This window comes from Marinobacter arenosus (genome assembly GCF_019264345.1).
GTDB lineage: Bacteria > Pseudomonadota > Gammaproteobacteria > Pseudomonadales > Oleiphilaceae > Marinobacter > Marinobacter arenosus.
The window spans coordinates 160,204-180,069 of sequence record NZ_JAHVAO010000004.1; the positions used below are offsets into that span (position 1 = coordinate 160,204).

Here is a 19,866-nt window from a genome sequence, read left to right on the forward strand (position 1 = left end):
CTGACACATTTGACAGGGCAAGGCGGGGCGCTGAAAGCCAGCTGGCAACTGAAGGTTCGCATTGCATGCGTCTGATCCGAGGCCTGACTAACCTGACAACGCTGTCCCGTCGCGAGGCGTCGCCTCTGGCGAGCGGCTGCGTCGCGACCATCGGTAATTTCGATGGGGTACATATTGGCCACAGGACGATTCTGGAACAGGTTAAGGAGAAGGCGTCCAGTCTGGGCCTGCCTTCTGTGGTCATGGTGTTCGAACCCCAGCCCAGGGAATTCTTCCAGGGGGCCGAGGCACCACCCCGACTGATGTCGTTCAGGCAGAAGTTCGAAGCGTTGACGGCTGCAGGCATCGATTACGTGCTTTGCCTGCATTTCAACGGCCGTTTCCGGCGCCTGACGAGTCGGGAGTTCATTGACACGGTTCTGGTGAATGGCCTCGGCGTGCGTCATCTTGTGGTGGGCGACGATTTCCGTTTTGGCTGTGATCGGACGGGCGATTTCATGTTGCTGCGCGAGGCGGGCGAATCGCTCGGGTTTACCGTGGAAAACACGCGGACGGTGACCATCGGGGGTGAGCGGGTAAGCAGTACCCGGATTCGCGAACGGCTCAAGGCAGATCGACTCGACGAGGCTGAAGAACTGCTGGGCCACCCTTACCGGATACGTGGGCGTGTTGTCTATGGGCGCCAACTCGGGCGTGAAATTGGCGCGCCTACTGCGAATATCCTGCTGAAACGCATGGCACCGCTGCAAGGGGTCTATGTGGTCAGCACCACGCTGGACGATGGTTCGGTCTATGACGGAGTTGCCAACATTGGCCTGCGACCGACGGTAGACGGCAAACAGCCGGCTCTGGAAGTGCACCTGTTCGACTTTGCTGGCACACTTTATGGTCGCCACATCGACGTCGTGTTCCGTCACGGGCTGCGCAATGAAATCAAATTCGGCTCCGTGGATGCCCTGAAAGAACAGATCGCCCGCGATTTCAGCGATGCCCGGGCCTGGATTGCCAATAATGGATCCACGCGGCTGGCACATTGAAAACCCGCGGTTGCGGACCGCACATACATGACTACTGACCCAAACTGACCAAAAGAGTACGCACACAGACCATGAGCGACTACAAGCACACCCTGAATCTGCCGGAAACCGCCTTTCCGATGCGCGGCAACCTGGCCAAGCGTGAGCCGGACATGCTCAAGCGCTGGCAGGATCTCGACGTGTACGGCAACCTGCGCAAGCAGCGCGAGGGGCGGGAAAAATTCGTTCTTCACGATGGCCCTCCGTACGCCAACGGCAGCATTCACATTGGTCATGCGGTCAACAAAATCCTGAAAGACATGATCGTCAAGTCGCGCAGCTTCATGGGCTACGATGCACCCTACGTCCCCGGTTGGGACTGCCACGGTCTGCCCATCGAGCACAAGGTAGAGCAGGAAATCGGCAAAGCCGGGGTTAAGGTCGACTACAAGACGTTCCGTCAGGCCTGCCGCGACTACGCGACCAAGCAGATTGCCGGTCAGAAACAGGATTTCATTCGCCTCGGGGTCATGGGCGAGTGGGACAAGCCTTATCTGACCATGGATCCGAAAGTGGAAGCCGGCATTGTTCGCGCGCTCGGAAAGATCGTGGCCAAAGGACACCTGGTGCGCGGGTACAAGCCGGTTTACTGGAGTGTGGTGGGTCAGTCCGCACTGGCAGAAGCCGAGGTCGAGTACCAGGACAAAACCTCGACCCAGATTGATGTGCGTTTTACCGCCGTCGATCAGGCAAAGGCGTTGTCCCTGTTCGGGATCGATAAAGGCGACGGCGACGTTTCCGTGGTTATCTGGACCACCACGCCCTGGACCATCCCGGCCAACCAGGCTGTCTCCCTGAACGCTGAGCTTCAGTATGCCCTGGTCCAGGCTGATGTCGGCGCAGGTCCCGAACGCCTGATCCTGTCGGCCGATATGGTGGACGGCATCATGAGTCGTTGGGAGGTTGAGGGCTATGAGGTGCTGGCGACCTGTTCCGGAGCCGACCTCGAGCATCTGGCCCTTCAGCATCCGTTCTACGACAAGCAGGTGCCGGTCATCCTGGGCGATCACGTGTCCACCGACGCTGGCACCGGTGCTGTCCATACCGCACCCGATCATGGTATGGAAGATTTTGAGGTGGGCAAGGCCTACAACATCGATACCCTTAACCTGGTCCAGGCTGATGGCACCTACACCAGCGCTGCCGGCGAGTTGGCGGGTGTGCACGTGTACAAGGCCGACGAACCCGTCTGCGCCGCGCTGACCCGTGAGGGCAAGCTGGTACGTTCCGAGAAGTTCCGGCACAGCTATCCCCATTGCTGGCGCACCAAGACGCCATTGATCTACCGGGCTACCCCGCAGTGGTTCATCAGCATGGACAAGGAAAACCTGCGAGCAGATGCTCTTGAGGCCATCAAGGGCGTGCGCTGGGTGCCGTCCTGGGGTCAGAACCGTATTGAGGCCATGTTCCAGCAGTCCCCGGACTGGTGTATCTCGCGCCAGCGGACCTGGGGCGTGCCGATTACGCTGTTTATCCACAAGGAAACCCAGGAACTGCACCCGGATACCCAGAACCTGATCGAAAAAGTTGCCCAGGAAATCGAGGTGGGCGGCATTGATGCCTGGTACGACATCGAGCCGGCCGCGTTCTTGGGCGCTGACGCCGAGCGGTACGAAAAGGTTACCGATACCCTGGATGTCTGGTTCGATTCCGGCGTTACTCACGAATCCGTGCTCCGCGTCCGTGAAGAGCTCGGGCAGTTCCCGGCGGACATGTACCTGGAGGGCTCGGATCAGCACCGTGGCTGGTTCCAGTCGTCACTGAAAACGTCCATCGCCATGAACGGTGTGGCACCGTATAAGCAGGTCCTGACGCACGGCTTCACCGTGGACGGCAAAGGGCACAAGATGTCCAAGTCCCTCGGAAACGTGATCGCACCCCAGGAAGTCATGAACGAACTGGGTGCTGACATCCTGCGTTTGTGGGTTGCGGCGACTGATTACAGCGGTGAAATGACCGTCTCCAAGGACATTCTGCGTCAGACGGCCGACGGTTACCGTCGGATTCGCAACACCTCCCGCTTCCTGCTGAGCAACCTCAGCGGGTTTGATCCCGAGCAGCACATGGTGGCGCCGGAGGACATGATTGCTCTGGATCGCTGGATGGTGGACCGCGCGCTGCAGCTGCAGAACGAGCTGCATGAGGATTACCAGAACTACGCCTTCCTGCGCATCTATCAGAAGGTGTACAACTTCTGCGAGGCGACCCTGGGTGGTTTCTATCTCGATATCATCAAGGATCGCCAGTACACCACGCCTGCCGATAGCCTTCCGCGGCGTTCGTGTCAGACCGCTCTGTATCACGTTGCCGAGGCCCTGGTGCGCTGGATCGCTCCGATTCTCAGCTTTACCGCTGACGAAATCTGGCAGCATCTGCCGGGCGAGCGTGGCGATACCGTCTTTTACGAGACCTGGTACGACGGCTTGGCCGCGCTGCCGGAAACGGCCGAACTGGGCCGGGACTACTGGCGTGAGATCTACGGCGTCAAGGAAGCCGTCAACAAGTGCCTGGAAGAAGCCCGAGCTCGAGGGGAGATCAAAGGTTCATTAAGCGCGGAAGTCACGCTTTTCTGCGAGGGTGATCTGGCGGCGAACCTCAAGCATTTGGGCGAAGAACTCCGGTTCGTACTGATCACGTCGGAGGCCACGGTGAAGTCGCCGTCAGAAGCCGGCGATGCTGAACTGACCGGCCACGAAGGCTTGCGCGTTGCGGTAACCCCGGCAGCCCACGCCAAGTGTGAGCGTTGCTGGCATCATCGGGAAGACGTTGGTCGCAACGAGAAGTATGCAGACCTGTGTGCCCGCTGTGTGACCAACGTGGAAGGGCCCGGCGAAGCCCGCTCGTTCGCCTGATGGACGCGACCATGACTGACACGGCGAACGGGTCCAAGTTGAAATGGCTGTGGCTGGCGGTGCTGGTGATCGTGCTGGATCTTGGCACCAAGGCGCTGGCCACCGCCACGCTGACCTACGGCGATCCGGTGCCCGTCATTCCCATGTTCAACCTGACCCTGCTGCACAACACCGGGGCGGCCTTCAGCTTTTTGGCGCAGGCCGACGGCTGGCAGCGCTGGTTCTTTGTCGCCCTGGCGCTGGTGGTCAGTACGGTGCTGGTTGTCTGGTTGCGAAAGCTGCAACGCCATGAAACCTGGACCGCGGTTGCCATCGTACTCATTCTTGGCGGCGCCCTTGGTAATGTCTACGACCGTGTGGTGCATGGATACGTGGTCGATTTCCTGCATTTCTACTGGCAGGACTGGCATTTCCCGGCCTTCAATCTGGCGGATACGGCCATTACCATCGGTGCCGGCATGATGATTCTTGATATGTTCCGCAAACCCGACGACTCGGACGGGGATGCCGAAAGGAGTGACCCACGCTGATGAAAGAATTGCCTGTAGATAAGGGTACCCGCGTCAAGTTGCACTTTGCGCTGAAGTTTCCCGATGGCGAAGTGATCGATTCCACGTTTGAGAAGGAGCCGGCCACCCTGGAAATTGGCGACGACAATCTCCCGGAGAACTTCGAGGCCTATTTGATGGGCATGAAAGCCGGCGAGCGTAACAGCTACGAAGTGCCGCCCGAGAAGGCCTTTGGCCAGCACAACCCGAACAATGTCCAGACCTTCAAGCGCCACGAATTCAGTGCCGACATGGTGCTCGAGCCGGGCGTGATGATCTCCTTTGCCGATGCGCGCCAGAGCGAGCTTCCGGGCGTCGTCAGCCGGGTGGAGGGCGACGAAGTAGAGGTGGATTTCAATCACCCCCTTGCGGGGCGTACACTGACCTTTGAGGTGGAAATCATTGATGTTGAGCCCGCCAGGCCGACACACTGACACGACACCCAGACTATTCAATACCAGCGGGAAGTTACCATGCAGATCCGACTCGCCAATCCTCGCGGCTTTTGCGCCGGCGTGGACCGGGCCATTGAAATCGTCAACCGCGCCCTGGATGTGTTTGGCGCGCCGATTTACGTGCGGCACGAGGTGGTTCACAACAAATTCGTGGTCGACAACCTGCGCAATCGCGGTGCCATCTTCGTGGACGAGCTCGACGAGGTGCCGGACGACAAGCTGGTCATCTTCAGCGCCCACGGCGTGTCCCAGGCCGTGCAGAACGAGGCGTCACGCCGCGGCCTGAAGGTGTTCGATGCCACCTGTCCGCTGGTGACCAAAGTGCATATGGAGGTCATGCGTTACAGCCGTGACGGCCGGGAGTGCATCCTGATCGGCCACCATGGCCATCCCGAAGTGGAAGGCACCATGGGGCAGTACGATCACAGCAATGGTGGTGACATCTATCTGGTCGAAGACGAAGCGGATGTTGCCAAGCTGGACGTCAAAGACGCCAGCCGTCTTTCCTACGTTACCCAAACCACCCTCTCCATGGATGACACCGCCCGGGTCATTGACTCCCTGCGGGAAAAATTTCCCCAGATTGAAGGGCCCCGTAAGGACGACATCTGCTACGCCACCCAGAATCGCCAGGATGCCGTGAAGCAGCTTGCCGGTGATTGCGACCTGATGCTGGTCGTCGGCTCGCCCAACAGTTCCAACTCCAACCGCTTGCGGGAGTTGGCAGAGCGGATGGGAACCCCCGCCTATCTGATCGACGAAGCCGCGCAGATTGATCCGGTTTGGCTGGAAGGCAAAATGTCGGTCGGTGTCACGGCCGGAGCCTCCGCGCCGGAAGTGCTGGTAAATGAGGTGATTGCGCGCCTCCAGGAACTTGGCGGCAGCGTTCCGGAGGAGATTGCCGGGCGCGAGGAGAACATTGTGTTTTCCATGCCGAAAGAGTTGCGAATAGATGCTGTCGAGGTTTCCTGAACTCGACAGCCTTTGAACGGCATCACATCTTTTTCTTTTCCCTAACCGCTTATCCCTCGTATAAATCCGCTTGTCGCCCATTGCTGGAATGGCTTGTTGGCGTTCGTTAATGTTTCGATACGTCATAATAGAAGTGGGTTTTATCTGTGCGATCCAATAAAGGTTTTACACTCTTAGAGCTGCTAATTACGCTTGCACTGATTGGAATAATAGCTGGATTGGCAGTTCCTTCATTCGCCCAAGTACTTGCCAATAACCGTATTACCTCAGTGACGAATAATCTGATTGGTGTCCTGAACTATGCGCGAGCGGAATCCGTCAAGCGCGGCCGTGCTGTGGATGTCACCGCGTTGGCTTCGGCTGGCAATGGTGATGAGTGGGGCGGTGGCTGGAGGGTTTGGGTGGACTCGGGCGCTGCTGATTACCAACCGGGAGAAGAAATTCGTATTTTTAACCAAGTTCCTGATTCCGTAACTATCAATGGCACCGATGGCGTCACGAACTTTCGCTTTCGCGCAAATGGCTTTGTCGATCCTTCGCCGGCAGCCGGTGCGGAATATAGCTTCCAAGTTTGTGATGATCGTACGGGGGAGACCGGTCGGATTATCCGGATTCATACCTCTGGGCGGGTTCGCCATGAAACAGTTACCTGTGGATAGGAGTTGGTTGTGATCAGACTATCGCGCCGTGAAACTGGCTTTACCATGATAGAGGTGCTGGTTGCCCTCATCATCTTGGCGATCGGTTTGCTGGGCGTTGCGGGTGTTCAGACACTCGCCATGAAGCAGACAACTAACTCTCATGTTCGTTCCCAGGTCAGCATCCTCGCCTACGACATGGTTGAGCGAGTTCGGGCCAATTTACCGGGTGCGGAGGCAGGAGCATACAGCAGTTTTACTAGCGCTCCGGAGACCGTCCCAACGTGCTCACCCTGCAACTCTGCGCAAATTGCAGTGCTGGATGCCAGCCAATGGTTTTCAAACCTTAACGGCTCCATCCCGGGCTTTACTGGAGCCAGTGTCGTGCTCGCCAACGGTGTGGCAACGATCACCATAAACTGGTCTGAACGTGATCTCGGTGACGATTCGGTTGCCCAAACCTATCAACTTGATGCCAGGGTCTTGCAATGAGTTTGTTTATAAAACAAAAGCAGCAGGGGCTTTCACTTATAGAAATCATGATTGCCCTCACACTTGGTCTGATTCTTACCGCAGGTCTGGTGCAGATATTTGTCAGCAATCAGAAAAGTTTTTCACTGACTGCGGCCAGTGCTCGGGTGCTGGAAAGTGGGCGGATGTCGGCAGAGTTACTCGCAAGGGCGGTTCGAAATGCTGATTATTGGGGGTGCTCTGGTGGGCTGGGTAATGCGGTAAACAATTTGGATCCGAATGGGCCCGGGTATAACACAGCGACTCTGGGGTTCGGAGAAGGCCTGGAAGGTACTGATAATCATAGTGGGACCCCCGGAACAGGAGAACCACCAGCTCTGGCAGGTACGGACAGCTTTATCGTACGTGGCGTTGGTGGAGCGGCTGATATCAAAATTGACCAGGTAATGGTTCAGCCCTCGGCGGTTCTTCATGTTAATGATTCGACCTCGCTCGATGATGGCGACATTGTTTTCATCACAGATTGTCAAGGCGGCGATATATTTCAGGCTACGAATGTCAATGCCAACGGAAATGTTGTCCACAACACCGGCAGCAATTCCCCTGGCAATTACAACCCGGGCAACTGTACTAACGGCAACGGTACCGGTAACGCTCACTGTCTGTCGCAGGTCTACGATGCTGGCGCCGCAATCTATATCCCGTATTTTGAGCAATATTATGTAGGGCAAGGAGCCAGTGGCGAGCCCGCTCTGTTTTTGCGAACGGGCTTAATGTCGGGGACTAACGCTGGCCAGACCTCTGATATCGAATTGATTGAAGGCATTGAAAATATGCAGGTTCTTTATGGGGATGATAGCGACGGAGATGGAACTGCGGATCTGTGGGGCAAAGCCACTGATGTCACTATGGCGGATGTTGTGGCCATGCGGGTCAGCCTTCTGAGCCGCTCCGAAGCAAATAATGTGGCGCCAGATCAACCCAATATCTCCTTGGGTGGCAGCACCTATGGGGGGGATGGTCGCTTACGCCGGGTCTACACCTTTACCGCAGCGATTCGAAACAGGGTTGGAGGATAGTCGTGCAGTCACCACTGGTTCGTCGTCAGAAGGGGGCAGTTCTCCTTACGAGTCTGTTAATTCTGCTGGTGCTCACCCTTCTGGCCATTTCGGGCATGCAGGGCGCGCAGTTGCAGGAAAAAATGACATCGGCAGTGCGAGATGGGCAAACGGCCCTTGAGGCGGCCGAATACGCCGTTCGCGAGGCAGAGGAATATCTGGAGCAAAATACAGTGACATTGGGTAATTTTGGAACCAGTGGCGGTCTGTATACCCGTGCCAATGCCCCTGACCCAATGGCCGATACGACTTGGTCCAGCTCTGATACCAAATCGGTCGCTGCGACTGGTTTCCCGGGAACCCTTGCAGAGAACCCACGCTATTTCGTGGAGTACATTGGTATCACGACTTCAGCAGAGGCACCGGGTGATCTTCAGATTACCAACTACGACGACTTTACTGGTGGATCAAAGCCCCTGGGATTCAGGATTGTGGGGTGGAGCTCTGGCCGAAGCGGGGAGACCCGCCGGATTGTTGAATCATATTACGGCACCGCGAAGTAACAGAAGGAACAGAGCATGCGTTTAAAGCTTAATACCCTCATCGGTTCACTACTGCTGGTGCTGCCAACCGTGGGATACAATGCGCCAGTGACACCCGCTTCCCAGCCGCTGTTTCTTAGTCAGGCGGTCAAGCATAACATTATGCTGGGCATGGACGATTCTGGAAGTATGGACTTTGAGGTGCTACTTCCGACCAATGACGGGGCTCTATGGCTTAACGAAAATGGGTCGTTTGTTAACTACAATGGCGGGTTCGTACCCGGGCCTGATTTGCCCAAATATGCGTATCTTTTCCCCAATGGACGGTCTGCTGACTACGCGAACGGTGCGGCCATCGGGAGTCGGCATGCAATTCCGCCACTGAGGGCATACGCCTTTGCGCGCAGCCCAATTTATAACAAAGCTTACTACGATCCATCCGTGACTTATAATACTTGGCCGTCCTTCGGTACTATTCAATACCCAGAGTACAACGGCACGCAAGCTCCGTATGATCCGAACGAGTACGACGCTACAGACCCTGATACTTATCTCAACCTCGTTGCGGACAAGGCTAACACAGATGACCGAGACAACTGGGGTTTTGATATAGCCAGTGAAGCCATGGTCTGTGACGCTCAGGGAACCACTGGAACAGACACTGACAATTGTGACGTTGATGCAAATGGCCAAAAGAATTACAGCTACTGGCCTGCAACCTACTGGGTTCTTGATGACACATCTGAAGTACAGTTCTCTCCTGATCTGGTTGGTGGAGAGTCCTTCCATACGGATAACTCGACCTTGTTGGAATCAGAAGATGCAACGCTTCTGAATGGGTACGAATCGGCAAGTCAGAGCAGCACGGTGGCACGGGGGGTATGGACGAATTCAGCCTCGGGAGACGATTACATCGCGTCGAACACGGGAGCTCAGAACGATTCACCCGCATCGCAATATGGTCAAGCCAGCATCTCATTTACGGTTCCGGTTGCTGGAGACTACCAAGTTTGGATTCGAAAGATTTCCAAAGATTCGGATTCCGATTCGCTGTGGGTCAACCTTGAAGGGTTTGGGCCGTCCGCGTCAGTCCCATCGAATGCATTGACGCTTACATCGACCAACAACTCGTTTTCCGAGGATGCGTCTGGTGAATACTGGGTAAAATGGTGGCAGGATCTGAAACTTTCCAACGACTGGAGTTGGGACTCAGTTGGTACGGCAACCCTGAATGCCGATACTTCGTACACGATACGCATTCGCGCTCGAGAGCGATTGGTTCCTGTCGATCAAATACTGATTTCAAAAGTCAGCGGGAGTGTCCCATCGGGAGCTATGTCCCTTCAGTCACCCCCGCAACGGGTCACCCTTAACTGCTCCGGGATGACTGCGGGGTATTATTATGATTTTTTCCGTCGGGCGCCGGGGGCTTTCGACTTCCCGGGTGACAGCGATGAGGACTACGCGCTGACACCGGACGGCCGATGCCTGAAGCGGGTCGAGATCCGCAGTTCTGTGAGCACGTATGCCTCTGGTAGAACCTACGAGAATGAGTTGCAGAACTTCTCCAATTGGTTCACATACTACCGCAGGCGCCATCAGGCGATGCGCGGCGGGCTGGCTAGTGCATTCCAGGGAATTGGAGGCGTGCAAACCGGTATCTTCTGGATCAATGATCAGCGCCAGGTCACCATGTATGACCTCAACACGGTCAGTTCGAAAGAAGCTTTTCTCAGCGACGTTTATGACCATGTTAATAGTGGCGGTACAGCGTTACGGTCAGCTTTGAATCATGCGCGAACACAGTACGAACGCACAGGTGAAGGGGCGCCGATCACCAAGGAATGCCAGAAGAACTTCACCCTCCTTTTTACGGATGGCTACGCTACCGATACCGGTTTCTCCGATGCTGATATCGGAAACGCTGATGGCTCGGCTGGCAGTCCTTATCAGGACAGTTACTCCAACACCTTGGCTGATATTGCCTACCAAATGGCGACAACAAATCCCCGGGCAGACTTAACTCCTGCTGGCCAGGTTGCGGTACCGGCCGCCTGTAGCGAGGATAACCCCCCTGCTTACCTTGATTGCAACACTAATTTGCACGTGAACACTTACACGGTCGGGTTAGGTGCCAAGGGTACGGTTCTGGGGAATGGCTATAGCAATGTGCGAGGGGCTTATGACAGCCCTCCGACTTGGCCGGATGTAAGTGCGACGTCTGATCTGACCCAGATCGATGACCTGTATCACGCCGCAGTCAACGGCAAAGGTGAAATATATAACGCTCAATCCCCCGCCCAATTGCAAAGCGCATTGTCAGGGTCGATACGTAACATTATTTCCTCTCTTGGAAGTGCGTCCGGCGTAACTTTCAACAGTGCAACCCTTGAATCCGACAGTCTGATCTTTAGTGCACTGTTCAACTCCACATCCTGGAGTGGCAACGTGGAAGCCCGTGCCCTGAATCCGACCAATGGTTCCATTGCGACAACGAGATCGTGGAGCGCCGCAGACGAACTGGAGAATCAGTTGCCATCTAACAGGGTTATTCTGACCTACAGCAATGACGGAAACGATGGTGTCGCTTTCCAGTGGGCCAACCTCGACACTGGCCAGCAGGCGGACTTATCGATGGGGCCGGGTGGTAGCGCTGATGACTTGGGTGATGAGCGGGTCGCTTACCTCCGCGGTGCCACCACTCTGGAAGGCCAGCAGTTCCGGAATCGAGATCGCAAGCTCGGGGATATCGTTAATTCCACCCCGTTATTTGTTGGGCCTCCCCGTATGAACTGGCCAGATGCAGAACCTTTTGGGACTGAAGCATTGCGTTACTCTGCATTCAGAGGGAATGCGACAAATGTTGCACGGACAGCAATGGTTTACGTCGGAGCCAACGACGGGATGCTGCATGGCTTCAAGGCCGTTGAGAGTTCCGCCGACGGTGGTGGTGACGAGTTGCTGGCCTATGTGCCTCGCTCGATCTTCTCCGCTTCGGAGAATGAAGGCCTGCACTATCTGACAGATCCGGCTTATCGCCATCGTTACTACGTCGATCTCTCGCCGCAGGCTGTGGATGTGTTCATGCCGTCAACCGCTGGTGGCACTGAGGCGTGGAGAACCGTGTTGATTGGCGGACTGCGCGGCGGCGGCGCGGGCTTGTTCGCACTGGATATCACCAATCCGGCCAACTTTTCCGAAGCGAACGCCGGCGACTTGGTGCTCTGGGAGTTTGACGATAGCGATCTGGCGCAGCTGAATTATCAGCTGGAGCAGCCGGTGGCCGTCATGATGAACAACGACCGGTGGGCTCTTGTAATGGGTAATGGTTTTAATAACGGTGACGGAACCAACTCTGCGGATGATGAAACGGGCTTGCTGATTCTTTATATGGATGGAGGCCTGGATGGCACTTGGACCGCTGGCACTGACTACAAGTTCATCAAGGTAGGAGACACTGGTGGGTTGGGCGCCGTCAATGCCATTGATACCGATGGGGATCGTGTCGTTGATCGTATCTACGGTGGAGATTTGGAGGGCAATCTCTGGGCATTCGATGTCAGCAGTTCTAACGCTGGGCAATGGGGATCGGCTTTCGCGGTAACCGGGGCTGATGCCGGCCCCGTGCCTTTGTTCACGGCACCGCTTGTCGACAGCGATGGGGATGGCACAGTCGATACACCGCAGCCCATCGCCATGCGCCCGCTGGTGTTGAGAAATACACTGTCTCCGCCGGAAACAGAAGGTGGTTCAGGGGAAGACTTCCTGATTTACTTTAGCACCGGGAAATACTTTGAAAACGGCGACTTGACTGATAATTCTGCGCAAGCGATGTACGGGGTATGGGATCGAGGTGACTCGTCTTTAACCAAAGATGACCTCCAGCAGCAGGTGATTGTGACAAGTGGAAATCTAAGAAATATCACAGGTGGCACCATTGACTGGGCGGGAGAAACTGAACGGGAATACGGCTGGTTCATGAACCTTCCGGAAGCCGGAGAGCGAGGACTGAATTCGCCCAAGTTCCGTGGCGAAGTTCTGTTCTTCGAAACCTATACGCCAAACAGCGATGCCTGTGCATCCGGAGGTAGCAGCTGGTTTATGTCGGTCAGTATGGATGGGGTCGAGCCACCTTTTGCCGTATTCGATGCGAATAATGACGGAAACATCACGTCGGATGACGGGACCTACGCAGGTCAGAGAATTTCGGATAGTTCCACTGGGGCCACCGGTATTCTGGGCAATAGCCAGTACTTCCAGAATATAAATGGCGAACCCGATCAGCGAGAGGTTAATTATGGCGAAGACACAAACCGGGCTGGTCGTCTTGGCTGGCGTGAGATAATGGACCTCTAAGGGGTAATCGATGCATTACAAGAAAACGAAAGGTTTTACGTTGATTGAACTGATGATCGTGGTGGCGATCATCGGCATCATTGCTGCGATTGCCTATCCCAGTTATCTGGAGCAGGTAAAAAGCACGAGGCGAGGCGACGCGCAGGGGGCTCTCATGTCCTTTGCCAGCGCAATGGAGCGGTATTATACCCAGAATGGCGATTATCTCGGGGCGGCGGGTAGCGGTAGCGCGATCAGTGCGACACTCACGGCTCCCAATGCGAGCGTCTTCCCAAGCGAAGCTCCTGTGGATGGCAGTACCAAGTTTTATGATCTTCGGGTTTACGACTTGCAAAGCAACTCTTTTATTTTGAGAGCTATACCAAAAGGGGCACAGGCCGGAGACGGCTTCCTGCAATTATCCTCCACTGGCGCCCGTGCATGGGACCAGAATAACGCAAGTGGGATAGAGGCAGGCGAAGATACCTGGTCGAAGTAAGCCTGTGTTGATGAAAGCTCGGGGGCGTTTGATACGCCCTTTTTTAGCTGCAGTCGATGGGGTTTCCATTGCTATTCTCGACTATTCCATCCCCATCCTGATCAATGGATTGACGTACCCTGCCTCCCCTGTTGATTACAAGTTGTCGGGCGATCGTCATATCTCCATTTGAGGGACACCAGATCATATTCCCGATAGCATAATTTGCGATTCCTGTGGGCATGAATCGAAAGTAGGGGCGTGAAGAGGTGTTTGCAATCCATTGTCCGCCATGGGAAGGGGGGGCGATTCGAATTATTTGTCCGGCGTTACCCAGTGTTTTACTGGCTCCTGGATCCCGGAAAACCGTTATCTCGCCAGACCAATCGTTAGCGCATTCGTCGTTCTCGTCCAGAGGGCAAACGGTCACAGTCGTCTGCGCCATGATGGCGCTATTTCTTGCTAGGTTAACAAGAGCGATCATGTCGCTGACGGCCGTATGCCGCTGGGCATTCTTTACGAGTCGACCCATGGACGGAATCGCGAAGGTTGCTATTGCTGACACAATGACGAGCGTAATCAGCAACTCCAAAAGAGTGAAGCCGCCAATCCGGTTGTTGGAATTCATCTGACAGTTCCTTTGTCTTTTTCTTTCACGAATTGCTTGGGCATCCTGCCCAATCGCACATTACCGTATTGTGAGGGCTTACTCCATCCCCAACTTCTTCAACCGATATCTAAGAGCCCGGAAACTAATCCCCAGCCTCTTTGCCGCCGCCGTCTTGTTCCAGCGGGTAGCCTCGAGGGCCTTTTCAATTGTCTGCCGTTCGATGGTCTCAAGATACCCCTCAAGGTCAATTTCGCCCTCGGGCACCTGAATGCTTTTTCCATCCGTTGTACCATTACCGCCGCTCAGTACCGCCGCCGGCGTTGACGGCTGCATGCCATTACCAAGATGAAGGTCGTCAGCATCGATCGCGTCGTCGTCACACAAGGTGAACGCGCGTTCCAGGGCGTTCTCAAGCTCCCGGACGTTGCCGGGGAAGTCGTAGCTCTGAAGTCGTTCCAGAGCCTTCGATGTCAGAGTCGCGGGCTCACACTCGTATTCCCGTGCAATTCTCTCAAGAATGTGGTCAGCCAGCAGGCTAATGTCATCGGCCCGTTCCCGAAGTGGCGGCACGGCAAGCTCAATGACGTTAATCCGGTAGAAAAGGTCCTGCCGGAAACTACCTTCCTGAACCAGTTCCGGCAGGTGTTTATGGGTCGCGCTGAGCACGCGGATATCTACAGGAACTTCTTTGGTGTCGCCAACCGGTCTGACCGCCTTTTCCTGGATCGCCCGTAGCAACTTGACCTGCATTGCGAGTGGCAGGTCGGCCACCTCGTCAAGAAAGAGCGTTCCCCCGTTGGCAGAGCGGAACAGACCGTCCTTGTTTTCCACTGCGCCGGTAAAGCTGCCTTTTTTGTGGCCGAAGAATTCACTTTCCATGAGTTCGGACGGAATAGCACCGCAGTTGACGGCAATGAAGGGCCCATCCCGGCGCGGCCCCTGGAGGTGGATCATCCTCGCAACCAGTTCCTTACCGCTGCCCGATTCCCCGCTGATGAACACCGGTGCCTGACTTCTTGCCAGTTTTCTTGTCTGGTTCCGCAGCTTCCGGATTTGAGGAGAGTTGCCCAGTAACAGGCCTGGCTCATCCTCTCCATCGTCCTGTTCTGCCTTGGGTTGAGACAGTTTCAGTGCACTGCTCACCAGTTCACGCAACCTCGGCAGTTCCACAGGTTTGGAGACAAAATCAAACGCGCCCGCCTTCAGGGACTCGATTGCCGTATCCATGTTGCCGTAGGCGGTAATCACGGCAACCGGTGTTGCCGATGCGTGTTGCTGGATCCACTGCACGAGCTCAATGCCATTTCCGTCGGGAAGGTTCATATCGGTGAGGCAGAGATGGAAGCTATTTTCTTCCAGCAGCTTTCGCGCGCCACCTAGGTCTGGAGCCGTCATGGCCTTGATGCCCATTCGGGTCAGCGTAATTTCGAGCAGATCCCGAATGTCTGGTTCGTCATCAACAATCAGAGCAGAGTGCGTAGTCATCGTTATTTATCAGTTCCATGTCGTTCTTCAGACGCTCGATCTCCGCCGGCGCCGGTTCAGATGAGCCGCCCCGGATGGGCAAAAGTAAGGCGGAAGCAGCAGCCCGGCTGGTTGTCTTCCACCAGAGAAAGATGGGCTTGATTAGCCTCGCACAGTTCCCGGGCCAGATAAAGGCCAAGGCCTGTTCCGCTCTTGTCGGTGGTGAAAAAGGGTTCGAAGACTGAATTCTGGTGCTCAGGCGCTATACCCGGACCCGAATCCCGGACCTCAACGTAGGCCCGCTCGCCGTCCACCGTTGCGCCAGCGTGAAGCGAGATCTTACGCTCGCCCGTTTGCTGATGGCTGTAGCGCAGTCCGTTATCGCAGAGGTTTACCATGACCTGCTCGATCTGACTCTTGTCGAACCGTGCCAAGGGCACATCAGGATCCACGGTAAGGTCGATGATGGAGTGGGCGGCAACCTCGTCCTGGGTCTGAAGGTAGTCCGCCTTGAATTCCTCCAGCCATGGCTCGACCTTGATGAGGTCGGTATGGGCGGCGCGCCGACGGGAAAGGTCGAGGACATTTTCCACGATGCCGTTCACTCGGCGGGAGTGGCGACGGATGATATCCAGCATCTGGTGGTCACCCTGGTCAAGGTGAGGCGATTCTTCCATGAGCTGGGCCGCGTGACTGATTGCGCCCAGGGGATTGCGTATCTCGTGCGCGATACCCGCGGTCAGGCGCCCGAGAGAGGCCAGTTTCATCTGTTGTGCCTGCTGGGTGACTTTGCTCATGTCCTCAATAAAAACGAGTATCTGGTCACCACGATTCTGGTCCAGCTGTGTAAAGTTAGCCTGGAGAGCGGGGGAGGTAGGAAAGGGCTGGAACGGCTCGATTCGGCGAGTGGGGTCTTTCATCCAGGATTCCAGTCCAAGCTTCAGCGGTTGGGGCAGAATCCGGGGAGTGACCGATTGACCGCTATCTTTTGTAGGCGCCCCAAACAGAAGTTCTTCTGCAGCAGCGTTGGCCAACCGTATCTGGCCATATCGGTCCAGAACCAGAATGCCGGTTCGCATGCGCTGGATAATCTGCTGATTGATCTGCTCGAGCTCGGCGATGCTTTGGGCACGGCTGCTGGCCAGGGCTTCACTGCGCATCATGCGCCGGGAGATATATTGCAGGGCAAACGCGGTCGCAAAGTACAGGATGCCGAGGGAGCCGGCTCGAACAATATCATCACCCGACTCACCCAGAGTCAGCACCGCCCAGCCGGAAATTCCCAACGAACAGAGGGCGGCAAGTGCGGCGTAGAAAATCCCCAGCCGGCTGGGGGTCAGAATGTTCCCTGCGGCAACGGAAACAATGACCAGGTTAGCAAGCCCGTTGGTGATGCCGGTACTGGTGAACAAGAGCCAGTGCATCACCAGAATGTCCAGCAGGATCGAGAGCGTGATGTGGCGCTGACTGGGCCTGAAACCAGCGAAGATGATCAGGGCAATGAACGTGTTCAGGCCCAGATAGCCGGCGACGCCCGCCTGATAATAGTCCAGTAACCGGAACCGGGTATCGAAATTGGCGGGGTCCACAAAAAGCAGGCCCAGCAGCATCAGGCTGACGACCAGCCGGTAGTGATTATAAACGCGAAACAGCTTTACCTGCTGCTGGTCTGAAGGCGTTTGTGCGCTGGCATTCGCCAGTGAAGCTTGTTCTACTGCCATGATTTGTCGGGATCCGCAGGTGGTTCGGGAGAAATCCTCGCGCTTGGGGGGTTATAATAGCCTTTTCGTGGCAATGAGTTACAGGAGCCAAATTATGTCCGTTTCCGGGAATGCAGCGTCCCCTCAAACTTTCCCCAAGAAATTGCGGGTCGTCATGGCCCAGCTTGATTTTCTGGTGGGCGATATTCCCGGGAATACGGATCTCATCATGAAGGCGACTCGACGGGCAGAGGATGAGCATCAGGCGGACATCGTGGTGTTTCCGGAACTGTGTCTGACGGGGTATCCGCCAGAGGATCTGCTGCTCAGGCCGAGTCTTGAGGTTCGGGTCCAAGAGGCTCTGCAAAGGTTGCGGGAAGAAAGCTTCGGGCCTGCCATTGTTATTGGCGCCCCTCTCAGGGAAGGCGCTCTGCTCTACAACGCGGCTGTTGTTATCCAGGACGGCACTGTGACCGGCCGCTATTTCAAGCGGTTTCCGCCTAACTATCAGGTCTTTGACGAGAAGCGGTATTTCGCCGAGGGCAGGGATGTGGTGACGCTGGATATCCACGGTGTGCCCGTGGGCATTACGGTGTGCGAAGACCTCTGGAAAGATGGCCCCGTTGAAGAGGCCGCGGCAGCCGGTGCGCGCTTGATCCTGAATCTCAATGCCTCGCCCTTTGACGTTGACAAGCAGGCTCGTCGGAAGGCATTGCTGGAGCGTAAATCCCGAGAGAATCTCGTCAGCATCGTCTACGTTAACCTCGTCGGGGGACAGGATGAGCTGGTATTCGACGGCGGATCCATGGTGTTTGATCACTCTGGTGTGCTTTCGGTTGAGGCACCGCAGTTCGAGGAAGGGCTTTTCCCGGTCGATTTCCTCTGTGAGCATCATTGCCAGCCGGTTTCCCGTCCCTTGCCCAGCGAGCCTTCCCTGGAAGAAAACGTTTACAGTGCCCTGGTGACTGGTGTCCGAGATTATGTGAACAAGAATGGCTTCAAGTCAGTGGTGCTTGGGCTCTCGGGCGGTATTGATTCCGCCGTCACCCTGGCGGTGGCGGTCGATGCGCTCGGCAAGGATCGGGTGCGGGCCGTTATGATGCCGTTCCGGTACACCTCCAGCATGAGTCTGGAGGATGCCGAGGCCGAGGCTTTGGCATTAGGTGTGCAGTACGATGTGTTTTCCATTGAGCCGATGTATGACGCTTTCATGGCAACTCTCGCCGGACCTTTCGAAGGCACTCGCCCTGACACCACGGAAGAGAACCTACAGGCACGTTTGCGCGGCGTGCTACTGATGTCCCTCTCCAACAAGTTTGGTTCGCTGGTCCTCACCACGGGCAACAAGAGTGAGATGGCGGTGGGCTATTCAACACTGTACGGCGATATGGCGGGGGGATTCGATGTCCTCAAGGATGTGCCCAAGACTCTCGTTTTTCGCTTGGCCAAATACCGCAATACCGTGTCTCAGGTGATTCCGGATCGCGTCATTACCCGCCCCCCGTCAGCAGAACTGGCACCGGATCAGAAGGACGAGGACAGCCTGCCGGGCTACGATGTCCTCGACCAGATCCTGAATCTTTACGTTGAACGGGATTTCAGTGCCGATGCCATTGTTGCCGAAGGGTTTGATCGTGTCGATGTGGACCGGGTGATTCGCTTGGTGGATATCAATGAGTACAAGCGTCGGCAGGCACCGATTGGCGTCAGAATTACAGAGCGGGGTTTTGGAAAGGATCGCCGCTATCCCATCACCAACGGATGGAAGAGCGGCAAGTGACGTTGGTGATGCCGTAACCTGTTTATTCGTCGCCCATGAGGCCGAACGTGACAACGCTGGACAAGGAGCGGTTTTCGCCCTTCAGCACGTCGGCCTCAAACTCCCCATCCTCATTGAATGCCTCACTCTTGGGGAAGTTGGTCCGCAGCAAGGCGACCGCGTCCTCGGCACCTTTCTTGAGATCGAGGAAGCGGAACGTCTCCGCCATGATGATGAGCGCCTCTTCAACCACCGGCGACGTGGGATAGTTTTCCACCACATAGCGCGCCCGGTTGTTGGCAGCCACGTAGGCTTCGCGCTTGATGTAATAGCGTGCGGCGAATATTTCCAGTTGCGCCATTCGATTGCGGATGGCAATCATGCGCTGGCGTGCATCGGCTACGTACTGGCTGTCCGGATACCGATTCAGTAATTCGGAAAAGTCCCGAAAGGCCTGACTTTGCTCACCGGGATCCCGTGCGGCGACATCGATCGGAAAATAGCGTGCTGCCAGGCCGATGTCGAGGTTGTAGGAGGCAAGGCCGCGCATGTAAAGCGCGTAGTCTGCGTGGTCGCTCTGGGGGTTGAGCCGGAGAAAACGGTCTGCGGCGGCACGGGCACCCTCCAGGTCAAGGTTCTGATAGCGGGCGTAAATCAGGTCAAGCTGGGCCTGCTCGGCATAGCGGCCGAAGGGGTAGTAGGTCTCGAGTGAGTCGAGGTTTTCTTCGGCTTCGTTGAAATTGCCGGAGTTCATCGCCTCACGGGCATTGTCGTAGTAGGTCTTCTCCGGCAGTACTTCTTCCTCCTGGTTGGAGGCGCACGCACTGACCAACACCACCAGTGTGGCCAGTAGGAGTAAACGGACAACTGATCTCATGCCGGAATCCCGTATAATGTCGATAAATTCA

The 19,866-nt window shown here is 56.1% G+C and carries 16 protein-coding genes; 12 read left to right on the plus strand and 4 right to left on the minus strand.

Features of this window, described 5'->3' with window-relative positions:
* The first annotated feature begins 65 nt into the window (after positions 1-65).
* From ribF to KXD86_RS18135, 11 genes are all read left to right on the plus strand, one after another.
* Positions 66-1,037, plus strand: a complete 972-nt coding sequence (gene ribF / locus KXD86_RS18085) for a bifunctional riboflavin kinase/FAD synthetase (protein ID WP_218637536.1) — start codon at positions 66-68, stop codon at positions 1,035-1,037.
* Positions 1,038-1,108: 71 nt separating this feature from the next.
* A complete protein-coding gene (gene ileS / locus KXD86_RS18090; protein ID WP_218637537.1) occupies positions 1,109-3,928 on the plus strand; it encodes an isoleucine--tRNA ligase in 2,820 nt (939 codons plus the stop codon).
* Entirely contained in the window at positions 3,928-4,458 is a 531-nt protein-coding gene (lspA, locus tag KXD86_RS18095) for a signal peptidase II (protein WP_218637538.1), read from the plus strand. The genes ileS and lspA overlap by 1 nt, the downstream gene beginning before the upstream one ends.
* Positions 4,458-4,910: an FKBP-type peptidyl-prolyl cis-trans isomerase gene (gene fkpB / locus KXD86_RS18100; RefSeq protein WP_218637539.1), complete on the plus strand. Its 453-nt coding sequence runs from the start codon at positions 4,458-4,460 to the stop codon at positions 4,908-4,910. The genes lspA and fkpB overlap by 1 nt, the downstream gene beginning before the upstream one ends.
* 39 nt (positions 4,911-4,949) lie before the next feature.
* Entirely contained in the window at positions 4,950-5,903 is a 954-nt protein-coding gene (ispH, locus tag KXD86_RS18105; protein WP_218637540.1) for a 4-hydroxy-3-methylbut-2-enyl diphosphate reductase, read from the plus strand.
* Between the two features lie 146 nt (positions 5,904-6,049).
* Complete coding sequence (locus tag KXD86_RS18110; protein WP_218637541.1) at positions 6,050-6,562, plus strand: GspH/FimT family pseudopilin; 513 nt, start codon at positions 6,050-6,052, stop codon at positions 6,560-6,562.
* A gap of 9 nt (positions 6,563-6,571) precedes the next feature.
* Positions 6,572-7,033 (plus strand): type IV pilus modification protein PilV, encoded by a 462-nt coding sequence (gene pilV / locus KXD86_RS18115; RefSeq protein ID WP_218637542.1) that lies wholly within the window; start codon positions 6,572-6,574, stop codon positions 7,031-7,033.
* Positions 7,030-8,091 (plus strand): PilW family protein, encoded by a 1,062-nt coding sequence (locus tag KXD86_RS18120; protein WP_218637543.1) that lies wholly within the window; start codon positions 7,030-7,032, stop codon positions 8,089-8,091. Before pilV ends, KXD86_RS18120 begins: the two co-directional genes overlap by 4 nt.
* 2 nt (positions 8,092-8,093) lie before the next feature.
* Positions 8,094-8,633: a pilus assembly PilX family protein gene (locus KXD86_RS18125; protein WP_218637544.1), complete on the plus strand. Its 540-nt coding sequence runs from the start codon at positions 8,094-8,096 to the stop codon at positions 8,631-8,633.
* 15 nt (positions 8,634-8,648) lie between these two features.
* The gene (locus tag KXD86_RS18130; RefSeq protein ID WP_218637545.1) at positions 8,649-12,968 is read left to right on the plus strand and encodes a pilus assembly protein; all 4,320 of its coding nucleotides are present in this window, start codon (positions 8,649-8,651) and stop codon (positions 12,966-12,968) included.
* Positions 12,969-12,978: 10 nt separating this feature from the next.
* Positions 12,979-13,446 carry a type IV pilin protein gene (locus KXD86_RS18135; protein WP_218637546.1) on the plus strand — a complete coding sequence of 156 codons (468 nt, stop codon included), beginning with the start codon at positions 12,979-12,981 and terminating at the stop codon, positions 13,444-13,446.
* A gap of 43 nt (positions 13,447-13,489) precedes the next feature.
* On the opposite strand, the gene KXD86_RS18140 is transcribed toward KXD86_RS18135, so the two are convergent.
* The 3 genes from KXD86_RS18140 to KXD86_RS18150 all read right to left on the minus strand — a co-directional run bounded on the left by KXD86_RS18140 (position 13,490) and on the right by KXD86_RS18150 (position 17,220).
* Entirely contained in the window at positions 13,490-14,053 is a 564-nt protein-coding gene (locus tag KXD86_RS18140) for a GspH/FimT family pseudopilin (protein ID WP_218637568.1), read from the minus strand.
* Between the two features lie 78 nt (positions 14,054-14,131).
* Positions 14,132-15,520 carry a sigma-54-dependent transcriptional regulator gene (locus KXD86_RS18145; protein WP_218637547.1) on the minus strand — a complete coding sequence of 463 codons (1,389 nt, stop codon included), beginning with the start codon at positions 15,518-15,520 and terminating at the stop codon, positions 14,132-14,134.
* A gap of 56 nt (positions 15,521-15,576) precedes the next feature.
* Complete coding sequence (locus tag KXD86_RS18150; protein ID WP_218637548.1) at positions 15,577-17,220, minus strand: sensor histidine kinase; 1,644 nt, start codon at positions 17,218-17,220, stop codon at positions 15,577-15,579.
* Positions 17,221-17,314: 94 nt separating this feature from the next.
* On the opposite strand from KXD86_RS18150, the gene KXD86_RS18155 reads away from it, so the two are divergent.
* The gene (locus KXD86_RS18155; protein ID WP_218637549.1) at positions 17,315-18,979 is read left to right on the plus strand and encodes an NAD+ synthase; all 1,665 of its coding nucleotides are present in this window, start codon (positions 17,315-17,317) and stop codon (positions 18,977-18,979) included.
* 22 nt (positions 18,980-19,001) lie between these two features.
* On the opposite strand, the gene KXD86_RS18160 is transcribed toward KXD86_RS18155, so the two are convergent.
* Positions 19,002-19,835, minus strand: a complete 834-nt coding sequence (locus KXD86_RS18160) for an outer membrane protein assembly factor BamD (RefSeq protein ID WP_218637550.1) — start codon at positions 19,833-19,835, stop codon at positions 19,002-19,004.
* Positions 19,836-19,866: the final 31 nt, after the last annotated feature.

What these genes read in the sequence shown, in the direction of transcription:
- ribF (WP_218637536.1), top strand. Translation starts at nt 66, where the DNA reads ATGCGTCTGATCCGAGGCCTGACTAACCTGACAACGCTGTCCCGTCGC.
- ileS (WP_218637537.1), top strand. Translation starts at nt 1,109, where the DNA reads ATGAGCGACTACAAGCACACCCTGAATCTGCCGGAAACCGCCTTTCCG.
- lspA (WP_218637538.1), top strand. Translation starts at nt 3,928, where the DNA reads ATGGACGCGACCATGACTGACACGGCGAACGGGTCCAAGTTGAAATGG.
- fkpB (WP_218637539.1), top strand. Translation starts at nt 4,458, where the DNA reads ATGAAAGAATTGCCTGTAGATAAGGGTACCCGCGTCAAGTTGCACTTT.
- ispH (WP_218637540.1), top strand. Translation starts at nt 4,950, where the DNA reads ATGCAGATCCGACTCGCCAATCCTCGCGGCTTTTGCGCCGGCGTGGAC.
- KXD86_RS18120 (WP_218637543.1), top strand. Translation starts at nt 7,030, where the DNA reads ATGAGTTTGTTTATAAAACAAAAGCAGCAGGGGCTTTCACTTATAGAA.
- KXD86_RS18130 (WP_218637545.1), top strand. Translation starts at nt 8,649, where the DNA reads ATGCGTTTAAAGCTTAATACCCTCATCGGTTCACTACTGCTGGTGCTG.
- KXD86_RS18135 (WP_218637546.1), top strand. Translation starts at nt 12,979, where the DNA reads ATGCATTACAAGAAAACGAAAGGTTTTACGTTGATTGAACTGATGATC.
- KXD86_RS18140 (WP_218637568.1), bottom strand. Translation starts at nt 14,053, where the DNA reads ATGAATTCCAACAACCGGATTGGCGGCTTCACTCTTTTGGAGTTGCTG.
- KXD86_RS18145 (WP_218637547.1), bottom strand. Translation starts at nt 15,520, where the DNA reads ATGACTACGCACTCTGCTCTGATTGTTGATGACGAACCAGACATTCGG.
- KXD86_RS18150 (WP_218637548.1), bottom strand. Translation starts at nt 17,220, where the DNA reads ATGGCAGTAGAACAAGCTTCACTGGCGAATGCCAGCGCACAAACGCCT.
- KXD86_RS18155 (WP_218637549.1), top strand. Translation starts at nt 17,315, where the DNA reads ATGTCCGTTTCCGGGAATGCAGCGTCCCCTCAAACTTTCCCCAAGAAA.
- KXD86_RS18160 (WP_218637550.1), bottom strand. Translation starts at nt 19,835, where the DNA reads ATGAGATCAGTTGTCCGTTTACTCCTACTGGCCACACTGGTGGTGTTG.